Genomic DNA, 21,552 nt, shown 5'->3' with positions numbered 1-21,552 from the left:
GGGCCATGGCCGCCATGCGTCCTGTACTGGACGGTTCCATCTCGGGGAATTTTGACTTCGCCAGAGATCGGCGGCCGTTCGCCATGGGATTGGCGCTGATCGTCGGAGCGGATCCGGATCAAGCCAATGTCCTGGGCCGTCTGCTGCGCCGCGAGGGTTACCGGACCCTGGCGGTCGCCGATGGCGAGGCGGCCGTCGGACATTGTCGCAACACCCGTCCCGCGATCATCTTCATCGAGCTTGGCTTGACGGGACTCAAGGGTTTCGAGGCGGTTCGAGTCCTCAAGCGGGATTGCGGGGACGAGGAAACCCCGGTGGTCTTCATGACCCAGCGGCTCGACGAGGACATGCTGCTCAAGTGCGTCGAGGCGGGTGGCGACGACTTTCTCGCCGAGCCGATCGAGCCCTCGCGTCTCAAATCCCGACTCCTGGTCCTGGAGCGCTTGCGCGGACTCCGGAGCGCGATGGTGGATCGCAAGCGCGCGCTTTCGGAGTTGTTGGACTGGGAGCGCGAGGAAGAAGCCCTGGCGGAGCGGGTTCTCGGCCGCGCGGTCAAGAACCGTAATGTCCTCATGGATCGGATCGGACTGGTTCAGCGTCCGGCCGCCGTTTTCAGTGGGGATCTGGTTCTCACCCAGCATCTTCCGGACGGTGGGCTAAGGGTTCTGCTCGCCGACTTCACCGGCCATGGCCTGGCGGCGGCGGTGGGGGCGTTGCCGATCGCGGACGCCTTTCATGCCATGACCCTCAAGGGGGTTGGCGACGATATCCTCCTGGAGGAGATCAACCGCAAGCTCTATCAGTTACTCCCGGCCGACCGCTTCATGGCGGCCTGTCTGGTGACCATCCCGGTGCATGGCGAGGAGCTGCTGTGGTGGAACGGCGGCATGCCGAGTGGCTGGCTGAGAACCGCGCAGGGATTGCGCGAACTCACGGCCCACGCGCTGCCACTGGGAATCCTGCCCGAGTTGCCGGTCCTGGAGGCCCCGATCCGCATCCGCGTGCAAGCGGGCGATCGTCTGCTGCTCATGACCGACGGACTGCTGGAAGCGGAAGACAGCCAGGGCCGCATGTTCTGGAATTACGGGTTCGAGACGCTCCTCGGCGACTGGGAATACGGCGGCAGCCTGCTGAGTCGGCTCTTCGAGCAACTCGATGTCCACTGCGCCGATACCGAGCAGGCCGACGATATCGCCGTGTTGGAAATTCCCTTCGGCCCCGATCTGATCGCCGCTTCCGGGTTGGCTTCGGGCATGGCGGCCAAGGGCGGCTGGACGGCCCCGCACGCCTGCGACGAGACGCCGGTGTCCGCCGGATTCTCCAGCCCGCTCGTCTCCCCCTCCCAGGCCGAGCCGAGCGCCCGAGGCACGGCCTTGATCGTGGACGACTCGGCCATCAATCGGCAGCTTTTGAGTTACATGCTGCGACAGGAAGGGTTCGTCACGCTCACGGCGAACGATGGCGAGGAGGCGATCGCCTGTCTCGAATCCACGCGGCCCGACATGATCTTCATGGACGTGGTGATGCCCCGCATGAACGGCATCGAGGCGACGCGCGCCATCAAGACCCGGTTGGGCGAGGATTTCGTCCCGGTCATCTTCCTCAGCGCCTTGCGGAGCGAGGAGACCATGATGGAATGCATCCGCGCCGGCGGGGACGATTTTCTCACCAAGCCGTTCAATGTCGCCTTGCTGAAGGCGCGCATCCGTTCCATGGAGCGGGCGCGCGATCTGCGCCGCCGCGACGCCGCGGCCAATCTGGTGCTGATCGAGTTGCTGGAGCGTCGGCAACAGGAACAACTGCTGGCCGAGCGGGTGTTCAGTCGCGCCATCAAGAACCGCAACGTCGCGATCGAGCGGCTCGGACTCATCCAGCGCCCGACCGCCACCTTCAACGGCGACCTGGTGCTGACGCAGTATCTACCCGACGGTGGATTGCGTGTCCTCATGGCGGATATCACCGGGCATGGCCTGGGCGCGACCATCGGCGCGCTGCCGGTCGCCGAGGCCTTTCACGCCATGACCCTCAAGGGGGTCGCGGATAATGCCGTGCTGGCCGAGATCAATCGCAAGCTCCATCTGCTGCTGCCCACCGAACGTTTCATGTCGGCCTGTCTGGTGACGATCTCGCGCGATGGCCGCGTACTGCGCTGGTGGAATGGCGGGATGCCAAGCGTCTGGGTGCGTACCCGCCGGGGTCTGATCGAGCTTGTCTCGCATGCCTTGCCGCTGGGCGTGCTGCCGACCTTGCCCGTGGAAGACAAATCCCGGCGACTCGACATTGAATTGGGTGACGCCCTCCTGCTGTTCACGGACGGTTTAGCGGCGGCCAGTGACCGTCGCGGGATTCGCTTCGGGGAAGCCAGATTGAAGACGCTTCTGAATCGATGGAGCCGGGATCGGCCTCTCCTGCCGGACTTGGAGAGCGCCCTGAACGCGCATTGCGGGGATGTCGAGCAGCCCGACGACATCGCGGCGCTGGAGATTCACATCGAGGCGACGCTCTTCACGGGTGCTCCAGCGCGCGATTGAACCTGAAAAGAGCTGTCAGCCTTCAGCTATTGGAAATCAGCCACTTGGCCATTGACCGAGACCGGCCGAGGCTCATTGGGTGAAACCCGCAAGAAGCGAAAACCCCGGCCATACAACGGCTGGAGGCGGGTCGCTGGCGGCTGACGGCTCTTTCTATGTTGAACGAGGGTCGAGACGGACGCTCGGGGAGACAAGGATCACGGCGAGCAACAAGGCTTCTCCGTGTGCTTTCCTCGTCTCCCCCGAGCGATCGGCGGGATTTTCCGGATATCGGACCCCAGGGCGCCCGTGCCGGGCGGACTATTGAACGATGAATCCCGTGAAGTAAAGGGCGCTGATCGCCGGTGTTCCGGTTTGCTTGCTCATGGCTTCCCGCAGACTCGCCAACAATTCCGTGCGCAACGCCTCGCGTGCCTCGCTGGTCATCATTCCATCCCCATCACGTCCGCCGAGCAGGCTGATCATGTGGTCACGAATGAGTGGCATGTGGAGGGTCACCAAGTCCGCCTCCGCCTGGGTCTCGATGAAGAACTGAATATCCACGCGCAAAAAGCGGGCCTTGCGCGGATTCGTGAGGTTGACGACCAGCGGCGGATCCAGGGCCAGGTACCCTGGATAGGCGCCTTCCGCCCCCGAGCCGCCACCACTGGATGTCTGGCCGATCACTGGAATCAAGCCAATGATCAGCGCCAGGAAATACGCGGTCCCACGATGCATGACCTTCATCGAAATCTCCAGGTTGAAACCTCCCCCTTCAGGGGGATCATGCCGCACGGAAGAGGCGTAACCTCTTGTGTGCCGTATCGTCCGGCTTGGCCGGGCGTGGATTGAAGCATGTCAAAACTCCTCCCATTCATCCTCGCTCGGCGAGGGCTTCGCGGTTGATGGATTCCGTGGCCTGTCCGACTTCGCGGCCAGGCTCGCGGCGGCTGGTTTTTTCGGGCCGGACGTATCGGCCGGCTCGGGGGCGAGCCGGGTGACATTGGTCGCCCGGTCGGGACCGCGTCGCTCGGCGCCAGTCCAGTCCTGATTCCGAAGGCCGCTGGTGTCCAGTTTGAAAAGAGACACCGCGCGCTTAAGCTCGCGCGCCTGATCCTCCAGGCTTTCGGTGGCGGCCGCGGCCTCTTCCACCAGGGCCGCGTTCTGCTGCGTCATCTCGTCGATCTGGCTGACCGCCTGCGTGACCTGCCCGATGCCCGAGGATTGCTCGCGGCTGGCGTCGGCGATCTCGGAGACCAGGGTCGCGACCTGCTGGAAACCCGCGACCACCTCGTCCATCTCGCCCCCGGCCTGACGCGCCAGCTTGGCGCCGCCGTCCACCTTCGCCATGGAGTCGACGATCAGCCCCTTGATCTCCTTGGCCGCCTGGGCGCTGCGTTGCGCCAGTTGCCGGACCTCGGAGGCGACCACCGCGAATCCCTTGCCCTGCTCGCCGGCGCGCGCCGCCTCGACCGCCGCGTTGAGCGCCAGAATATTGGTCTGGAAGGCGATGGAGTCGATCACGCCGATGATGTCGGCGATGCGCCGGCTGGAGTCCTGAATGCCGTCCATGGTGCCGACCACCGCCTTGACGGTCTCGCCGCCGCGCTGGATGCGCTCATTGGCGGTCACCGAGAGCTGATTGGCCTGCTGGGCGTTCTGGGCGTTCTGCTGGACGGTGGCGTTCAGTTCCTCCATGGAACTGGCGGTCTGCTCCAGCGAGCTGGCCTGGGATTCGGTCCGCTCGGACAGATCCGAGTTGCCGGCCGAGATTTCCTGCGCGGCGCTGTTGATGGACTCGGTCGATTCGAGGATGCGCCCGACCACCTCGCGCAACTGTTCGAGCGTGGCGTTGGTGTCGGTCTTCATCTGACCGAAGGTGCCTTCATAGTCCGCCGTGATGCCTTGCGTGAGGTCGCCCTGCGCGATCGCGTTCATGACCCGCGCCAGGTCGGTGAGGCCGGCCGAAACGATCTCCATCAAGCGGTTGAGGCCATCGGTCATCTGCTGGAAAAAGCCGGTCTTGCCCGCCGGATCGAGGCGCGCGCTGAAGTCGCCACGCACCGCCGCCGCCAGCAGCGCGGCCAGCTCCTGCTCGACCTTCGCCTCGTTGGTGCGGTCGGTCCATTCGACCACCGATCCGAGTCGCTCGCCCTGATCGTTCATGACCGGGTTGGAGACCAGCTTGTAGAGACGTCCGCCGATACGGATCTGAGCGACATGCTCCTGGGTCAGGCTGCCCAGCATGTTCTTCTGACGCGCCGGATGGCGATGGAAGTCGTCGAAGTTGGCGCCGAGCAGGCGCTCCGCCTGGAAGTTAGGCAAATCCTTGCGCATGTCCGGCTCCGAGTCGCGCATCATGCGGGTCACGGCGGCGTTCATATAGATGATCCGGCCGTCGTTGTCGGCCACCATCATGTTGGTCGAAGCCTTGTCGAGCGCGCTCTGGATGCGCCGACTCTCGGCGGCGAGGCGTCGCTCGGTCTCGATGCGCTCATGGAGCTGTTGCTGCATGTGCTTCATCGAGGCCAGGAGGCTGACGCTGTCGCCGGATTTGACCGGGATCTCGTTGTCCAGCCGGCCCTTGGCGATGTCGTGGGCAACCTGGACCGCGAACGCCGGCTCGCCGCCCATTTGCTTGAGGATGCCCCGCACGATCGAGACACCGAGCCAGAGCGTCAGCAACAGTGTCAGGCCGATCAGGCTCGCGAAGCCGCTGAGCGCGGTCATGGCCTGGCGCGCGCTGACGGCGACGGCGGTGGCGATGTCTTGCGAGAATTGCTGCTCGACATCGCGCAGCAGATCGATTTTCTGGGTGATCTGGTCGAACCAGACCTCGGGTGGATAGAAGATCTCCCGGTCGGCGCCTGTCTCCTTGACCATCCGCTCGACTTCCCCGACATCCTTGACGACCGGCTGACTCAGCTTGGATTCCAGGAGCGCGGTCTGTTCGGGAAGCGCGAAGGATTTGGTCAGACGCAGAAAATTGGCCTGATCGCTGAGCAGGGTGAGCAGAATGTCGTAATTGGCCGGGGTGATCCGGCCCGCGCTGAAGGCCCCGGAAAGGATCGCCCGCTCCTGGCCATTGCGTTCCTTCAGGTAGAGGAGCGCGGTCTTGGCGTTGGCGAGGCGCGCGATGGCCGCGTCGGGCAACTCGTTGCTGGAGCGGGTGGCGACCTCCAGCAGATCCGCGATCAACCGGCTGTATTCCTGGAAGGAGGCCGGTGGCGGCACCTGAAGCTGATCGATACGCTGTCTGAAGTCTGGAAGCTGGCTCAAGCCTTCGCGGGATTGCCCCAGGAGCCTTTGGTATTCGGGCGCCATCGTGGCGAGATCGACCCCGGAGAGCGCGGATTCCAGCCCCGCGATCCCGGTGTCCGAGGCTTGACGCTGGCCCGGCAGTCGATCGGCGAACTTGACGCCCTTGCTGGAAAGGAATCCGGCCGACATGCCGCGCTCCTTCTGCAACTCATGGGCGACCTCGCCCAAGGCGACCACCACTGAAGCGACGCCCTCGGCGTGTCGAACCTGCTGGATCTCGGCGATCAGTCGCGCGGTTCCGAACAGGGTGAGGGCGAGGAGCGCCAGGATGGGTACGCCGGCGAGCAGCAGGAGCTTGGTTTTGATTCCGAGACGATTAAGCATGTCGAATGCCTGTGTGAGTGGTGAAGCTACTTCCTTGGCGCGCGAGCTGAACCGCGTGGCGGGTCCATCCGTCGTGCCTGGATCGACTCTTCCGGTCGATCATTGTCGATGTCTTAAAATTTAGGGTGAATGATGGCACGGGACGTTGAATCCGATCGGAGACATTCGTCGCGAAAACCCGACGTTGGAACCGCGATGCGGGATCTGATCCGACAACTGCGCGAGGCCCTGCCCTTCGCCTCGCCCGAGGCTCAAGTCTGCTCGGGCGTCTGTCAGGGCTGCTCGAAAACGCTGCTGGACTTCCTGGAGAGCGAATTGGAGGACTGGGAGCGCCGGCTGGACCTGGGCGAGAAACCTGGCCTGGCCGATCTGTCACGGCTGATCAGGATCAGCCAGAAGTCGCGCCGGGTTCTCGTGCGCAACGGGCTGATCGAGGGTAGCGTGGGCGGTGAGGGTTGAAGGGTCCGAGGCCCCGTGGTCGGTCGAGCCTCAAGCGATCCCTGGTCCCAGTCGCTCCAGGAGTCGCCGCGCCTGAGCCTCGACCAGTCCGAAGCCCTCCCGACAGCCTTGCTGGTCGCCGATCCGGGCGGACCGCTCCAGCGCTTCCATGGCCGCGTCCAGGGCCGGCACGCCGCAATAGCGGGTCGCGCCCCGAACCCGGTGGGCGTACTCGGCCAGTCCCGGCCAGTCGGATTCGGCGAGACAGGCCCGCAGGGACTCCAACTCCTCGGGAAGTCCGGCGAGCAGGGCGGCCAGCAACTCGGCCGCGAGTTCGTCATCACCTCCGGCGAGCGCGAGGGCGGCGGCCTCGTCGCGCATGTCCAGGGAGTCGGTTCCGGTTGGCTGGTCGTTCGTGTTCGACATGGGTTCATCCTGATCGTGTTCGACAGGGCCGATACTCTAACGAGAACCGCGATTGCCGGTCCATTCGATTGGCGGGTAGTGCTCCAATCCGTAGGATGGGCAGAGCGAGAGCGATGCCCATCCTCCATGCGCCGATCCTCTCGATTGGGGCACCATCCGATTGGCGTTTGCGCCGGCTGGAAACTAGAGTGTCGGGATCGACCGACCCTGGGCGCCAAGCCGGCGTCCGCTCCAACCGATTCACGAGGATCGCATGTCCCATCCGACCATCGAAGACTTCGTGGGCGAGACCCCGCTGGTTCGGCTCCAGCGTCTGCCCGGCGCGACGGACAACCTCATCCTGGCCAAGCTGGAGGGCAACAACCCGGCCGGCTCGGTCAAGGATCGCCCCGCGCTCAACATGATCCGACGCGCCGAGGAGCGCGGGACCATCCGCCCCGGCGATGTGTTGATCGAGGCGACCAGCGGCAATACCGGCATCGCGCTCGCCATGGCCGCCGCCATCAAGGGCTATCGGATGCGCCTGGTCATGCCCGAGCACATGAGCGAGGAGCGCCGCGGCGCCATGAGAAGCTTCGGGGCCGAGATCGTCCTCACCCCCAAGGACGGCGGCATGGAGGCGGCCATCGATCTGGCCATCGCCATGGAGACGCGCGGTGAGGGCATCCGGCTCGATCAGTTCTCCAACCCGGACAACCCGGCCGCCCACTACGAGACCACCGGCCCCGAGATCTGGCGCGACACCCAGGGCCGCGTCACCCACTTCGTCAGCTCCATGGGCACCACCGGCACCATCATGGGAACGGGCCGCTATCTCAAGGAGCAAAACCCGGCGGTCCAGATCGTCGGCGTCCAGCCGGAGGAGGGCTCCAGCATCCCCGGCATCCGCCGCTGGCCGGAAGCCTACCTGCCCAGAATCTACGATCCATCCGGAGTCGATCGCATCATCGATGTCTCCCAGGCGATTGCCGAGCAGACCGCGCGGGAATTGGCCGCCAGGGAAGGGATTTTCGCCGGCGTCTCCTCCGGCGGCGCGGTCGCCGCCGCCCTGCGGCTCTCCGGCGAGGTCGGCGGGGCGGTGATCGTCGTCATCGTCTGCGACCGAGGCGATCGATACCTATCGACCGGCGTCTTTCCCGCCTGACGAGTGGGATCCCGATCGCCAGCCGGGCGAGCCACGGCGGAAGCGTCCGGTCTGGGCTGGGGTTGTCCCAAGGATCCCCTGACCGCCGTCGGCAAGCCTGGCCGTCGGCCCAGGCTCCGGTCGCCGGGGAATCTACTTGGCTAGCGTGAAGCGATAGCTGGATTGATACAGATTCATCGCACGTCCCCGATCCGCCGAAATTTCCCGGCCACAGAGACGAAAATAGGCATCCACGAAGGTGCGATCGGCACCCAGGATGTGGGCAAGCAGCCAATCCCGAACAAGACCCTGGCTTGCTTCGTCGAAGACATGCAGACCTTCGGCGCGCCACTCGCGCAGAAGCGTGGTGAACTCGGCCATGAGCAGGGCATGATCGCACTGATGCTCACCGATGCCGGCATAATCGAAGGCCCGCATGAAGTCCTCTTCCCTCTGGAAGTGCTCCCGCATCGACTCGCCCAGACCGTATAGGGCCTCGATCAGCGCGTTGGCGTTTCCCGCCCGGCCGCTGCTGGCCTCGGGACAAAAACGCAGACAGATATCGCCGAGCTGGTCGATCAGGGCCCGATGGTCCCGATCCAGGGTCTCGATGTTGAGCGACCAGTCTTCGCGCCAGGTCAATAGTTTGGGCATGAATTCCTCCGTCTGTCGGACTCTTCGGTCCGATCTGTAAGAAAGGCGCCTCTCGGCGCCCGATGTGGACGGCCGTCGTGTCGATCGCGCCATCCGGCGCTCGTGGGCGGTGCTCCGGTGGAGCGCGCGCGTTTGGGGATGTCGGGGATCGGAACGGGCGATGATTTTTCGGTTCCGCTCAATCGATCCGTTTAAATGGAAGGATTTGTCCGTTCCAAGTCTTGATATCGGCGCCTTGTCCTGGCCCCGTCACGCGGTCTAGTGCTGGACCTATCTCGGACAAAAGCCGAGCCCGCACCCCCTCCAGGCCCCTAAAATAGTAGACCATTTCACAGAAAACGGGGGCGCTGAGCGAATTCCGTCCAGCCATCGGACGCCAGGCCAGGCGGATGAGACGACCGCCCTCGCCTCGATGGTGGGCATAGCCGCCCAGCGCGTCGACGAACAGAACCTCGTCGGACTCGATCACCGCCAGGTATTGCATGGAGCGGATCGGCACGAAGAGACTGGAGCCGCCCGCGCGCTTCAAGAGCAATCGCATGGCATTGTGTATCCGCGCCGGAATGGCGCGCGTCTCCCGCGCGTATTCCTCGTCGGGGCGGAAGAAGGTTTCCTGGACGAAATAACTGGACATAGGGGGAGTCAGCGCTCAAGTCGGACGCGGATGGACAAGGCTCCCGATGGATCCTGTCCATCCCCGGCGAGCGCGCGACCGCCTCGCGTCCGATTCAGTCGTCGTCGCCGAGAGCCGGATCCCAGCCGGCGGCACGCGCGCTCTCGACCGCCTTGGCATAGATGCGCGCATGACGCTCGCGCAGCTCCGGCGGCAGATTGGAGGCCAGGTGTCCGTAGGGCATCCAGGCCTCGGTCACCTTGTCGTACAGGGCGTCGATCCCCTGGATCGTCCAACCCTCGCAGGTCTCCTGCTCGGGAATGATCCCGAACACCCAGGCATCCCGGATGATGTTGGCCGTCGGCGTCATGGCGCCATGCTCCTGCTTGTGGATACCCTCGTAGACCTTCGGTTTCATCATGATCGCTCGCTTGCGTCTTGGACGCTTGATTGGGCCGTTTCTTTTCGAAGCTACTTAAATACAGCCGATCGCCCCAGGGCTCAAGGAGACGCCGGCATGCAAGACACCCGAGTCGATGTAATCCGACATGGCGAACCGCTCGGAGGGCGGCGCTATCGCGGCCATGGCGTGGACGACCCCCTGTCCCCGGCCGGTTGGGAGCAGATGCGCCAGGCGCTCGGTGGCAGGCCCCACTGGGATCAGATCCTCAGCTCACCCATGCGCCGCTGCCGCCTGTTCGCCAGCGCCCTGGCGCAACGCCACGCCCTACCCCTGGCCATCGATCCGGCGTTCCGCGAGATCGGCATGGGCGCCTGGGAGGGCCGTCTCCACGCCGAGGTCGCGGCCACCGAGCCCGATCGTCTGGCCGTCTTCCAGCGCGATCCGGTCGGTGGCCGCCCACCCGGCGCGGAGCCGCTGGCGGTCTTCCTCGCCCGGATCGCCGACGCCTACGAACGTCAGATCGCCGCCTATCCCGGCCGACGGCTGCTGATCGTCTGCCATGCCGGCGTCACGCGCGCCATCCTGGGCCATGTGATGCGCGCGGATCCGGAACGCTGGTCTCGAATACGGATCGACCATGCCGGAATCAGCCGCATCCGCGCGGGCCGGTTCGCACCCTCCGTCGAGTTCGTCAACCGTCGTTCGCTTGAGTAAGGCCAGATCCAGCCAGTCACCTGGCCAATGGAGAGGGGGCAAGGCCGGGGAATCGTTCGGGGGCTTCAGTCAGTCGAGCGCCGCTCCACGGTGGCCTGTTGGAGTGGACAGCCCAGGGCTTGTGAAATAATCCTCTCAAACCACCATGCTTCCCGAGCAAAAGGACTGTGATCGGCTCGACACCTTGGGATCCAGTACGACCAGACCGGTGCGGCTGATAAAGCCGTTGATGAGTTTCGCGAGATCGCCGTTTCTGAGCTTATCGCGGAGATCCTTTTTGACCAGTTCGGCGTATTGCTTCGGCAATCTCTCGGTTGACCAAACCTCGGAAATCCGATTCCGCCCCACGGGAGTCAGAACATCGACTGAGCGCGGTTCTGGCTTCTCGCGCATGCAAAGATCGCGTGGTCCACGGTAGCAGAGGGCATCCCCGTCGTAGAAATCCGGCAGTCCCAGGTACGTCTCCACGAATCCAAGATCATAGGGAGTGGCCTGCGATTCCGGGTCATCCGCACGGAAACGTACCATGACGGTTGGCGAGAAGCCGCGGATATCCTGGAGATTATCGTCGATCTGTTTCAGCCACTCCTCCAGCATGTCCCGATGCTTGTGATTCGACTGCGCTTCGATTGCCTTGCGCACGGCATTGAGCAGCGAACGCGGTTTGATTGGGCGCCTTCCGTGTGCTTCCTCGATCTGCTGGAATAATGCGGCAAAGGCATTCCCCGTGTTTCGATCCAGCCGCCGTAACATGTTGAAGTAGGCGCTGCCCAATTCCGCCGCTCGTTTGGCGTCAAAGGGCTTCAATTTTTCAAATTGCCGAACGAAATCCGTGACTGAGATTCGCCCCTGCAAGCCGCGTAACTGGAGGATATGCCGCTCCGATGTGCCGCGCACACCGCGACCGCCGGCCACCACATGAACCTCGCCATCGTCCTTGCCGCGCGCGACGCGCCCGATGCGTTGAATCAGGGTGGCGGCATCCCGCCCGGAATCCGTCACCAAGGCTCTGACGTTTTTCAGCGAAATCCCGACCTCGATCGCCGAGGTTCCGATGATGAGACGGGCCGTATCGGGGATCCGAGCCCCGGAACTGAAACCCGCGCTGCCCGCCGTGCGGGCCAGATGACGATCCTGTCCCGAGACCACATGAACCTGTTCGTGCGGGAGCCCCGCTGCCACCCTGACCTGATTGATCAGTCTTTCGTCCAGGTCGAGACGCGCCACGCTGTCGTGGATCACCATCACCTGCTGCCCCGGATAGCGATTCAGGAGCGCAGGGATCAGATCGATCCGATCGCGAATGTCCGATGCCTCGTCATGCACGGTCACCGCGACATCGCCATGAATCGGCCGCGCATCGAGCGGCCAGGCGTCATCATCCGCCCGGTCGATAACCTGCTCTTCCAGGATCTCGATCCACTCGGGCGGAACCCCGGCAAACGAATCCTCCTGAATCAGGGTCTCCTTGAGTTCGCTATGGGTGGCTGACAACAAGGTGAGGCGGGTCCGTCGTCCGGCCTGATTCTCATCCATCCGGTAGGCATGGCCGATCAGGGCCGCCCACCCCATCAGAAAGCCAAAGGCGCGTTCGTTCAGCAGATGGGCCTCGTCGAACACCAGTTCGTCCACTTGATCCAGAATGGTCATGGGCGATAGCGTCGTCACTCCTGAGCGCACGCCCCAGCCCTGGAGAATCCCGTGGAAGGCTTCCAGTGTCGCAAGGATCATCCCGCCTGCTCCCGCGGACGCGCCGTGCTTGCGCAGATCATCGAGTCGCCATGACCAAACATTCTCTCCCGCGGCTTTCGCCCTGGCGGTCTGATTCGCATCCCAGACGCTGACAGGAAGCTGTATGGACTCCAACTCCTCTTTCACATTGTGTGCAAGCGCTTGTGTCGGGACGATGAAGAGCACGGAGCGACGCCGATCCTGAATCTGGCGCACGAACCCATAGGTCTTGCCCGCCCCCGTGGGCGCGGACACGATCCGAATCGGACGTTCGCCGTCCGTGGCGAGTTTGGCCTGGACCGCGCTCAAGGTGCCCGATGACCCGGCAAGGGCCTGTTGGGGAACGCAATGGGCTTGGATGACGAACTGATTCATGACGATGGTTCCTCGTGTTCCGCCAATCGCGTGATGGAAACGCCAGGCAGGTTCAGATGGGTTTGTTCACCTGGACGGTCACGGGTCCGCCAGAGATAAGCGGCCAAACGGTCCAGGGTCATGACGGCCGCCTCGGCATCGACCTGCAACAGGAGCCGCTTTCCGCCGCCGCTCAATCCCTGAAAGGTCTGTGAGAGCGCGCGGGCATCCTCGATATCCTCGAACTCGATCAGGTAAACGGACGTGCGCATCGTCGCCGGCATTGGTGGCAACCGGGTGCCGGTCCGCTCGACGGGAAGACTGACCCGCGCGAGATTCACCTGAAACCTGTCCTGGCCATTCCACAGACGGACGTAGGCGGAGTCGCTCCCGGGCACCAGCGTGACCGGGCAGCCTTTGAGTGCCCGAAATTCCCAGGATTCTCCGGCCTTGCGGATCGATCGATACCCAAAGGACAACTCCACGCCATCCGTCTTCGCCAGCAGAAAGGCGCGCGCGATCGCCGAGGACAGCCTTGGTCGCAACGGGGCATCCAGCCAGGCCTCGCCGAGGAAAAAGCGAATCGCGTCCCGATCGGCGTCCAGATCGATCCGATATCCCGCTCCCTCGCCCGAGGCCGTCGGCACGAAGGCGTCGCACCAGTCGGCATAGTCGCTTAGATCACGCTCCAGCAGTCGGCGGGTGGCGCGGTCGGAAATCGCCTCTTCCGCGTCCGCGAATTCTCCCGCCTGGGCCAGCACTCGGGCGTAATCCTGAACACGAAAACGTTGATCGGCCGCCGGGGATAGGGCGCTGAAAAGCGCGCGCTCCAATCGCTGCAAGCGACGCAAACGCTTCTCCGAGAAGGCATGAGAACAAGGGGTTTCTAGCAGCATGTGTAAATCGTATTTGACGCCAACTGGGTAAGTGTGGATGATTCGCCTGGCTTTTGCAATTTTTCGCCAATTGATATTTACGACATAATTTTTATCGCAAATGGTGTTTTATGATCAGACGCCTCATCCTCATCCCTAAATCCGCGAGGCATTCCGGGCGACACCTGATCCGGGACCGCGGCCAGGTCGCTGATCTTTTGGGCGCGGCCCTGCGGCGACAGGGCGTCAACCCCCACGATGGCACGGATCCCGCGCGCTGGGGCTTTGGCGTGGTGGCCCGACGCATCCGGACGCAGGGTCCGCGCCTCTATGCCATCGACGCCATTCACCTGGGCTCCAGCGACCCCGCGATTGCCGATGCCATGGCCCGGATCGAAGCCCCTGATCTGGTGCTGGATGACGCCACGCCTGGCTGGGAACTCGATCTGCGCGGCGCGCAGGTACATAACTACAGTCAGATCCCGGACGGACTGGAGGCCATCAACCTCTATTGCGTCTCACCGATACGGCTTACCCGCCGTCTCGCCGACGGGTCTCAGGAAGATGTCATCGCGCTTGCGCCGGACCTCAACGCCCTGATCAACCGCACCATGGAGCGCCGTTTCGGCCGGCCTTTCCGGCTGCAATTGCTGCCCGACCGTCTCTATCTGCGCGGCAGGAGCAGCATCAGCGCGGGGTTTGCGATCAAGAGCGATGACCGGGGACGCGCCATCGTCAAGCGTGGAATCGCGCTTCCTTTCACGCTGGCCGGTCCCTTCGAGGATCTGCAACACGCCTGGTACGCCGGACTTGGACGGACGACCGGACTGGGGTTTGGCATGCTGGAGATGGCCTCATGACGGCCTTCCGTGACGAGTTCCAGCGGTCCCCTCTCGCCTGTTTTCGGGCGAATGGTGTCTTTACTCAGGCGTTCGATGCCTTACGCGATGCACTGGATGAGCAGCAGCGCGCGGTGGGCGAGCAACCAACGCCCTGGCTCACCCGCTATGGCAAGGGTGGCCCTGACTACCCTGAGTACCGCTCCGTCTGCCTGGCCCAGCATTGCCTGGATGTCGGCTTCATTGCCGCGCTGATTCTGGTCATCCAATGGTGTCGCGGGGATCTGCGCGATCACGGCATCGGCCCCGATGACGAGGCCGCCATGGTGGCCTTGCTCAAGCGTTTGCTGGCCCTGGCGATGGCACACGACGGGGACAAATATGTCGGTGGCAAGTCGCGTTCCCCCGACGAGACGGATGTGGCAGCGGTCTATCGTGAGCTGAACATCGAGACCTGGACGGGGATGAGCCTGAAGACCTTGCAGGCCCTAGTCGATCGCATCGAGCGGCGCGGCCTGTCAGCGGCGGTCCTTCACGGACGGATCAGCGGCGCGGATGGCCTGATCGCCGATGCCGTCCATCTGGCGGACAACGCCTTGAGCAAGGCGGCCCGCGCCGAGGCGGAGCAGACGGCGGATCCCGACCAGGCATTTCTTGATGCCTTGCGGATTGGGTTGAAGAACAACCTGCGGCTCGATCTCGGGCGTTGGGAGATGCGCCGTTTCCGACATAACCCCGCCGTGCTTTATTGGTTGCGTGATGCGCTGCTGGACAAGATTGCCGATCAGTGTGGTTTTCCGCCTTGGGTACTGACCTTGAACGGCGATGAGCTTGCGGTGTCGATCCCTGCTGACCTCGATCTACGGGATGTGGGGTATGCGCTCTTGGAGCGGTTGGATGAGCCCTATGCCACTTTTAGAGTCAATCCGAATGATGGATACACTAACTTACAGGATGTCGCCGATCCGGAAGACTTGCTTGAAGCTCTTCATAACGGAGATCGACATGGATTATTGCTACGCATCGCGCGTACCGATATCAGCGCCGCTCTGCCTTGGCTCGTTCAATGGATCGCTCAGCATGGCGTGCTTGCGATCAATGAAACGCCGACAGGTGAAAGCCTGCTTCAGGTGCTCAATTTTCGCACCTTTCAGGCCGATGACTGGAGTTGTCCCGTCACGCGGGCGTTGGGAATCGCCATGGTCCTGAAAGCGGGTGTTCGCAGCCCAAACAAGGAATTGCCGGTGCGTTTCGAGCTTCTGATGCAGGCACTGGAACAGCGCAACCTGAAATCCCTGGAAGCGCTGGAGGCCGATTGGACCGAGCGCAATCCGCATACCCGCATTTCCCAAGCCGCACTCCAGGTCGCGGCGGATCTCGACGATCCCGGCGACTTCGAGGCGCTGCTCGCCAATGTCATGCATGGCGCATTTGGGGATCGGTATGCACATCGGCCCGATCCAGGAAGCACCTGGATCGTGGCGGATCTATTACGGCAGGTGGGCTTGGAAACGGACGACCAAGTCGTCAGCACGCCTTATGCATCCCATCCCAAAGGTGGCACTTGCCTGGCCTGTAGCCAACCAACCCAGGACATCTACAAGGCGACCGAATCAACGGTTCCAGGCATCAAGGGAACGGCCTTCTCCAATCGTATCGGCCATGTGAAGGACATCTTCTCCGAAAAGGCAGGAACCACTTACATCTGTCCCGCCTGCGTCAAGGGTCTCGGGCTTTTGGGCAATCTGATGCAAAGTGCCGGCAGGCCGCTGGTTCTGAAAGACGAGAATCTGGTCAATGTCGGTTTTTCGATTCAGAGCCGCATCCTGCCGACAGCCGCCGCGAGAACGCATGGATTACAACTGCTCGGCAAAGATCGGTTCGGTACGAAAAGGCTCGAACAGCGCCTGAATCTCACTCCCTGGCATGTGAATTACAGCGATACGGCGGTGCTCTATGTGGAGCGCGTCAAGGATGGTCTGGCCGAAGCGATCGATCTTCACTTGCGAACGGCTGAAACGGCCATGTGGAACGGCAATGCCGTGCAACTTTTTCGTGGTCGTCAGCATGTCACGCGCGGCATTTATTACAGCGAGTTGGTTCCGCCGGTGGTCGCGGCATTGATCCAGGATCTCACCCTGCCCGATCAGCCCGCCTGCACCATCGCCCCCGGTTGTCTCGATGCACTCGTGCAGCGTCTCGACATACTGAATGATTTGATCCGCCGCAAGGACAACAACAAGCTCACCGTCATCAATGATCTGGCCTGGGCTGGTTGGTGGCCGCTAGCCTGGATGCGGCTTCTGAATCCTGAAGATCGGTTTTTCACAGATGAACGGCTTCGCCGCGCGAAGCAGGAGTTCCCGATGACTGAAGATACATTATTGGGCCAACTCGGCTCCTATGCCGCCAACATTCAACGGATGCCATGGGGAGGAATCCGCGCCTCCGGAAACCTCCTCGGATTGAGTTTCGATACCGCGCTGGATGTATTCATGGAATCACTGGCCGGAGACCGGGAAGAGGCCGACGGCATGGCAGCCATTCAACGGCGGCTCTACGACTATCTCTATCGTCGCGGGGAATTGCAGGATTACGGTCACCCGCGCGACCTTGACGCCCGCTGCCAGACCTTCGCGCGGTGTGCCTGGGAAGTCTTCAGGCGACATGCCCAGGAAGACGGCGATCTGTCCGGAAAGACCCGGCGCTATCTGCGCGCCGCCTACATCAGCTATTTCCTGGAGGCCGCCGAGGCGAAGCAGGCGGCGCGTAAAGACGATTCCAATCCGAAGACCACCCCGCTAACGGAGGCCGCTGACAATGACTAATCCATTAGACCAACTGCATGCTGTCATGACCCAATCAGTGGCACAGGAAATCACGTTTAAGAAGGATGCGAAGCACACCATTCCACGCCTGGCCGAGGCTCAGGTCGTCGTGATTCCGCTGATTCGAGAAGCGATCGCCCCCCTGCTGGTCCGCAACAACGACGCCGACGACGTCACCGATCTGGTGCTTGCCGGAAAGAACCGGATCCTCATGATTGCCTCTAAGACCAAGGGGGTCGAGCGGCGTGTTGGGTCTCGCATCCTGCGTGCGCTGACCAATGCGGAAGGTCAATCGCTGGGAGGGCGCTATCCGGCGAATAAGACCATGTTGAGCGCGGACAATGTTCGCGATGCTTATGATCTGAATACCTTCGTTTTCGGTGACTCGGCCAAGGATGCCAAGGGGGACAAAGCTATCTACAGCGTCCATGCCGCCGTCCTTTATAGCGATGCCATGTCGATTCAGCCGCGCGCTAAATCGATTTACGAGCAATTCCGCCATGGCGGCATTGCCGAGGATGGCGGCAGTTTCGACGCCGAAAATAGCGGTGCGTCCAGCAATATCTTCACCACCCGTTATGTCAAACCGGGGACGCTATTCGTCCAAAGCTTGGTAATCCCCGGCAACCGATTGACACGGGCGGCTCTGGATCACCTGCTGCTCGCCATCGGGAGTGCGGGCGCCTATGGGGGCCAGACGGCGATCACCGGCACCAACCTGCGCACCCATGCCTGCGGAATCTATTGGGGGCGCCTGGAGCGGGAGATCAATGCGCCGCTGCGCATGCTGGAGCAGGTAGACGATGACACCGCCGCTCCCAAGGTCGAAACAGTACGCGACCGGTTGGCCGCGGCCTTTGCCAATGCCTATCCCCATGGCTGTGCGCCGACCGATCTTGACGGCTACATCCTCGAACTGATGCAGGCGTTCGAGCAGGATGATGCGGATCTCCTCGACCGCTATCGGACGGCTTCGATCCAACTGGCCGATCTCTACCAAGGCTGGTTTTTCGGCGGAGAGAAAACGCCCAAGGGCAAAGGTAAGGCCAAGGCCAAGACCCCGGCCCCGGCGGACGAGGGCTGAAGGATGGAGTGCCAGGCGATCCCGCTGCATGCCGAAATGCTAACGCCCTGCTACTACCACGGACGCTATGCCATGGATGGCTCGGCCAGCGATCCGGACGTGATCACCGACACGGCCTTGTTGTTCGCGCTCCGGGCCACCCTGCTCGGCGCGCCAGCCACCCTCAAGGCGCGACCCGACTATCGAGCGGATCTGATGGACATCCCTTGGCGCGCCTCGCTCCTCATGGGGCAGGGCAATGCCCTGCTGCCGCCGCTGAGACGGTCGGTCGACATGGAGCGCGAGGGCGGGCGATCGGTCAGTGTGCAGTCCAACATGAACAAGGGGCACTACAAGAACATCTTCTTTACCCACTCCATCGCGGCGGGCGCGACCTATCGGGGTCTGCTGGTGGGGCCGGACCCCTTCGCCTGGACGGATAGCGGGAGTCTCATCGTCCGTGTCGGCGTGGGGCGGGCCGGAATGTTGCGACTGGCTCGCGACGACGGGGGGAAGGAGGTACGGCTCAATGCCGCGACTGGACTCCTGTTCAACCGGTCGCTGACCGAGCAGGAGCGCCGGCTCGACACCATCCGTCCCACCGCGCCCATGTCGGTCGAGAAGGCCGCGGAGGAGTTGCGCCAATGGCTGAACTGATGCCCGATTTGATCGAACTGGTTCAGGAGGCCGAGCGTCGGGAACTGCATGGTCTCCTGTTTCAGAACATCGTTTTGTGCCCATTACGCGCCTGGCTGCATCATCAGCGGGTCGATTGCGCCCATCTGAACCGGCACATGCGGCGCGGGCTGGCCGATCAGGAGGGCCGCTATCGCGGAAAAATCGCCCAATGGGGCGATCTGGGCATCGCGCCGGATCTGGTCGATTTCAACGCGGCGGAGATCAGCGAGGTCAAGTCCAGCCGCAGTTTTCCGGACGCCTCCAAGGCGCAACTGCTTTTTTACATGGCCGTGCTCAGTGTCAACACGGGCCGGTCGTGGCGCGGCGCCCTGCGCTTTCCGGGTGCCCGCCGAGTGGAGCGGCTCACGCTCGACACGGCGGCTCAGCAGTGGCTCATGGGCCTTGCCCGCCAACTGATCGCGGTGCTGGACGCGGAAGAGTCGCCCAAACCCCAACGCACCGGGGTATGCGACGATTGCTCCTATCGTCTGCTCTGCTGGGGACGTTCCACCGATGACGAGGACCGGACATAGCCGATGGACGCACTCTATCTCGCCTCGCCCGTGACCTTGAAACGGCATGAGAACACCATCCTCGTCGTCCTTGAGGATGGCCGGAAGACACGCTTTCCGGTGGAATCGCTGAAGCACATCATTGCCGCCCATGATGTGCGCTTCAATGGTGCCTTGCTGGGCCTGCTCAAGAAGCACGATGTTCGGGTCACGGTGCTCGACTACTACGGGCATGTGACCTGCACCGTCGAACCGGCGGGAGAGCCGAGTTCGGGGGCGGTTCACCTCAAGCAGGCCGCTGCTATCCTCGACCCCGAACGGCGCCTTGCGGTCGGCAAATCGATCATCGCGGCCGCCCTGCGATCCCTCGCCGCCAATCTGCGTTATCACGCCTACCGAGGTTGCGAGGAGATCAAACCGACGATTGGAGAGATCGATGGCTTCGTCGATCAGGTCAAGCGCACCGAGGACATCCAGGCACTCATGGGTTGGGAAGGGCAAGCGCGGCTCTCCTATTACGCGGCCTGGGAGCACATCAACCCCGCTCTGGCTCTGCGACGCCGCACCCGACGCCCTCCCGGCGATCGGATCAACTGTCTGCTGTCCTTCCTCAATGGTCTCGTTTATGCCCTGTGTCTCAACGAGATTCGCAAGAGCCAGCTCGATCCGACCTTGAGTTTCATCCATTCTCCACAGCAATCGCGCCATTCGCTGTCACTTGATCTGGCTGAACTGTTCAAGCCGATCCTGGCAGACCGCGTCCTCTTCACCCTGGTCAATCGATCCGAACTCAAGGATGTTCATTTCGATGAAACGCCTGGAGCCTGTCTGCTCAGCGAGCAAGGCCGCAAGCATGTCCTAACGGCATTCTCCAAGCGGATCGATGGAGACCTTAGTGGCGAGCGAACCTATCGTCAGCGGATTCTCGAAGAGGTCTTCGCCTTGCAAGCAGGGCTGCTTGGCGTGCGGGAGTACGTGCCCTTTACGCTCAAAGTCTAGAGGTAGTGACGTTTGTTCACGCTCATTTCCTATGACGTTCCAGCCGAACGAACACGGATCTTTCATAAGATTCTGTCGCGGTATCTGATGCGACTCCAGTTCAGCGTCTTTTGCGGGGATCTCAGACAAAGCGACTACCTGAAGCTGCTCAAGGATCTGAAGTCGGCACGGACGACCGACGATCGGTTAATGATCCTGCGAACGGCCAACCGGCGAAATATCGAGATGGAGATCCACCACGACGACATCGAAGAGTCCTACGAGAGTCATATCCGTGGGATGGTCCTCTGACTACGACCCCCGGTTCGTCCGAACGGCCAGGAGGTCGAAGTGCGGATCAACCCTTGTAAGCCCATTTTTTCCTTGAACGGAGGTCTTATTTCGAGACAAAATTTAGTGAAATCAGGAGATTTACGCATCCCATAGGGAGTAGAAAGTTCTGGCTCGCGGCCCGGTACGCCGGGAACGGCAGTATTTACGCATCCCATAGGGAGTAGAAAGTATGAACGATCTCGCTCTCACTACCCAAGAACTCGGATTTACGCATCCCATAGGGAGTAGAAAGACTAAGCAAGCCGAGTCCATTCGGGAAGATCTGTGGATTTACGCATCCCATAGGGAGTAGAAAGATGCTCCTTGAAGTATTGGAGCATGAGGGCGGCCCAATTTACGCATCCCATAGGGAGTAGAAAGGTCTTTCAGGTCTTTGGTTGAACAGATCAAATGAACATTTACGCATCCCATAGGGAGTAGAAAGAGCCGTGCCGCTCATCGTTGGGCAACCCGTGAAGGCATTTACGCATCCCATAGGGAGTAGAAAGGCGTCGCGTCCAGTCTTGGCTAGGGTTTTCACCGAGATTTACGCATCCCATAGGGAGTAGAAAGCAAATAGGACGAGCTAGAGGCGTTGTTGAGCACGTATTTACGCATCCCATAGGGAGTAGAAAGATTCTCGTTAAGTCGCGTAAGCGCGTCGGCATGCTTATTTACGCATCCCATAGGGAGTAGAAAGTACGGGCGAGCAACTGTGTTTCAGGTCAAGCGGTTTTCCCATGAGCAGGATCCCAGTGCGCCTGATCGCGCAGCATGGCGTTGACGATGGTGAGGAGCTTGCGCATGCACGCCACGAGGGCCACCTTGGCGACCT

At 62.3% G+C, this 21,552-nt stretch carries 19 protein-coding genes, 1 pseudogene and 1 CRISPR repeat array; of the genes and pseudogenes, 11 read left to right on the top strand and 9 right to left on the bottom strand.

The annotated features are described in order from the left end of the window. Positions 1–5: 5 nt before the first annotated feature. Positions 6–2,531 carry a SpoIIE family protein phosphatase gene (locus CKO27_RS09530; RefSeq protein WP_200374651.1) on the top strand — a complete coding sequence of 842 codons (2,526 nt, stop codon included), beginning with the start codon at positions 6–8 and terminating at the stop codon, positions 2,529–2,531. Positions 2,532–2,831: 300 nt separating this feature from the next. On the opposite strand, the gene CKO27_RS09525 is transcribed toward CKO27_RS09530, so the two are convergent. Together CKO27_RS09525 and CKO27_RS24940 are read right to left on the bottom strand one after the other, a co-directional pair. Next, positions 2,832–3,257: a flagellar basal body-associated FliL family protein gene (locus CKO27_RS09525; protein WP_200374650.1), complete on the bottom strand. Its 426-nt coding sequence runs from the start codon at positions 3,255–3,257 to the stop codon at positions 2,832–2,834. A 111-nt stretch (positions 3,258–3,368) separates the two neighbouring features. Further along, positions 3,369–6,155 (bottom strand): methyl-accepting chemotaxis protein, encoded by a 2,787-nt coding sequence (locus CKO27_RS24940; protein ID WP_200374649.1) that lies wholly within the window; start codon positions 6,153–6,155, stop codon positions 3,369–3,371. 195 nt (positions 6,156–6,350) lie between these two features. On the opposite strand from CKO27_RS24940, the gene CKO27_RS09515 reads away from it, so the two are divergent. Then, complete coding sequence (locus tag CKO27_RS09515; protein ID WP_242470829.1) at positions 6,351–6,614, top strand: hypothetical protein; 264 nt, start codon at positions 6,351–6,353, stop codon at positions 6,612–6,614. Between the two features lie 30 nt (positions 6,615–6,644). Here CKO27_RS09515 and CKO27_RS09510 read toward each other — a convergent pair whose 3' ends face one another. Then, entirely contained in the window at positions 6,645–7,019 is a 375-nt protein-coding gene (locus CKO27_RS09510) for an Hpt domain-containing protein (RefSeq protein ID WP_242470828.1), read from the bottom strand. Between the two features lie 253 nt (positions 7,020–7,272). Between CKO27_RS09510 and cysM the strand changes: the two genes are divergently transcribed. Beyond that, positions 7,273–8,163: a cysteine synthase CysM gene (gene cysM / locus CKO27_RS09505; protein ID WP_200374647.1), complete on the top strand. Its 891-nt coding sequence runs from the start codon at positions 7,273–7,275 to the stop codon at positions 8,161–8,163. A gap of 132 nt (positions 8,164–8,295) precedes the next feature. Here cysM and CKO27_RS09500 read toward each other — a convergent pair whose 3' ends face one another. From CKO27_RS09500 to CKO27_RS09490, 3 genes are all read right to left on the bottom strand, one after another. After that, the gene (locus tag CKO27_RS09500; protein WP_200374646.1) at positions 8,296–8,796 is read right to left on the bottom strand and encodes a bacteriohemerythrin; all 501 of its coding nucleotides are present in this window, start codon (positions 8,794–8,796) and stop codon (positions 8,296–8,298) included. A gap of 178 nt (positions 8,797–8,974) precedes the next feature. Next, entirely contained in the window at positions 8,975–9,430 is a 456-nt protein-coding gene (locus CKO27_RS09495) for a hypothetical protein (protein WP_200374645.1), read from the bottom strand. A 94-nt stretch (positions 9,431–9,524) separates the two neighbouring features. Next, on the bottom strand, positions 9,525–9,827 hold the full coding sequence (locus tag CKO27_RS09490; protein ID WP_200374699.1) for a hypothetical protein: 303 nt from the start codon (positions 9,825–9,827) through the stop codon (positions 9,525–9,527). Positions 9,828–9,926: 99 nt separating this feature from the next. On the opposite strand from CKO27_RS09490, the gene CKO27_RS09485 reads away from it, so the two are divergent. Continuing rightward, on the top strand, positions 9,927–10,526 hold the full coding sequence (locus CKO27_RS09485; RefSeq protein WP_200374644.1) for a histidine phosphatase family protein: 600 nt from the start codon (positions 9,927–9,929) through the stop codon (positions 10,524–10,526). 135 nt (positions 10,527–10,661) lie between these two features. On the opposite strand, the gene CKO27_RS09480 is transcribed toward CKO27_RS09485, so the two are convergent. Both CKO27_RS09480 and CKO27_RS09475 read right to left on the bottom strand, forming a co-directional pair. Then, positions 10,662–12,632, bottom strand: a complete 1,971-nt coding sequence (locus CKO27_RS09480) for a DEAD/DEAH box helicase (RefSeq protein ID WP_200374643.1) — start codon at positions 12,630–12,632, stop codon at positions 10,662–10,664. Further along, complete coding sequence (locus CKO27_RS09475) at positions 12,629–13,507, bottom strand: hypothetical protein (protein ID WP_200374642.1); 879 nt, start codon at positions 13,505–13,507, stop codon at positions 12,629–12,631. Before CKO27_RS09475 ends, CKO27_RS09480 begins: the two co-directional genes overlap by 4 nt. 110 nt (positions 13,508–13,617) lie before the next feature. Here CKO27_RS09475 and CKO27_RS09470 point away from each other — a divergent pair, with 110 nt between their 5' ends. The 7 genes from CKO27_RS09470 to cas2 are packed head-to-tail and all read left to right on the top strand — an operon-like array spanning position 13,618 to position 20,696. Then, positions 13,618–14,346, top strand: a complete 729-nt coding sequence (locus tag CKO27_RS09470; RefSeq protein ID WP_200374641.1) for a CRISPR-associated endoribonuclease Cas6 — start codon at positions 13,618–13,620, stop codon at positions 14,344–14,346. Then, positions 14,343–17,153, top strand: a complete 2,811-nt coding sequence (locus CKO27_RS09465) for a hypothetical protein (protein ID WP_200374640.1) — start codon at positions 14,343–14,345, stop codon at positions 17,151–17,153. The genes CKO27_RS09470 and CKO27_RS09465 overlap by 4 nt, the downstream gene beginning before the upstream one ends. Positions 17,154–17,178: 25 nt before the next feature. Further along, a complete protein-coding gene (cas7d, locus tag CKO27_RS09460; protein WP_200374639.1) occupies positions 17,179–18,237 on the top strand; it encodes a type I-D CRISPR-associated protein Cas7/Csc2 in 1,059 nt (352 codons plus the stop codon). Positions 18,238–18,240: 3 nt separating this feature from the next. After that, the gene (locus CKO27_RS09455; protein WP_200374638.1) at positions 18,241–18,873 is read left to right on the top strand and encodes a hypothetical protein; all 633 of its coding nucleotides are present in this window, start codon (positions 18,241–18,243) and stop codon (positions 18,871–18,873) included. After that, on the top strand, positions 18,861–19,427 hold the full coding sequence (locus tag CKO27_RS09450) for a Dna2/Cas4 domain-containing protein (protein ID WP_200374637.1): 567 nt from the start codon (positions 18,861–18,863) through the stop codon (positions 19,425–19,427). Before CKO27_RS09455 ends, CKO27_RS09450 begins: the two co-directional genes overlap by 13 nt. 3 nt (positions 19,428–19,430) lie before the next feature. Beyond that, a complete protein-coding gene (gene cas1, locus CKO27_RS09445) occupies positions 19,431–20,405 on the top strand; it encodes a CRISPR-associated endonuclease Cas1 (protein WP_200374636.1) in 975 nt (324 codons plus the stop codon). A 12-nt stretch (positions 20,406–20,417) separates the two neighbouring features. Further along, positions 20,418–20,696: a CRISPR-associated endonuclease Cas2 gene (gene cas2, locus CKO27_RS09440; RefSeq protein ID WP_200374635.1), complete on the top strand. Its 279-nt coding sequence runs from the start codon at positions 20,418–20,420 to the stop codon at positions 20,694–20,696. A 118-nt stretch (positions 20,697–20,814) separates the two neighbouring features. Next, positions 20,815–21,417: a CRISPR direct-repeat array (repeat unit 28 nt; unit sequence ATTTACGCATCCCATAGGGAGTAGAAAG). A gap of 25 nt (positions 21,418–21,442) precedes the next feature. Here cas2 and CKO27_RS09435 read toward each other — a convergent pair. Beyond that, positions 21,443–21,552 (bottom strand): annotated as a pseudogene (locus CKO27_RS09435) (IS110-like element ISSm3 family transposase); the annotation flags it as partial.

Origin of the sequence: Thiocystis violacea (assembly GCF_016583575.1) — a bacterium.
GTDB classification, from domain to species: domain Bacteria; phylum Pseudomonadota; class Gammaproteobacteria; order Chromatiales; family Chromatiaceae; genus Thiocystis; species Thiocystis violacea.
This window is presented reverse-complemented; position numbering and strand designations above follow the sequence as displayed.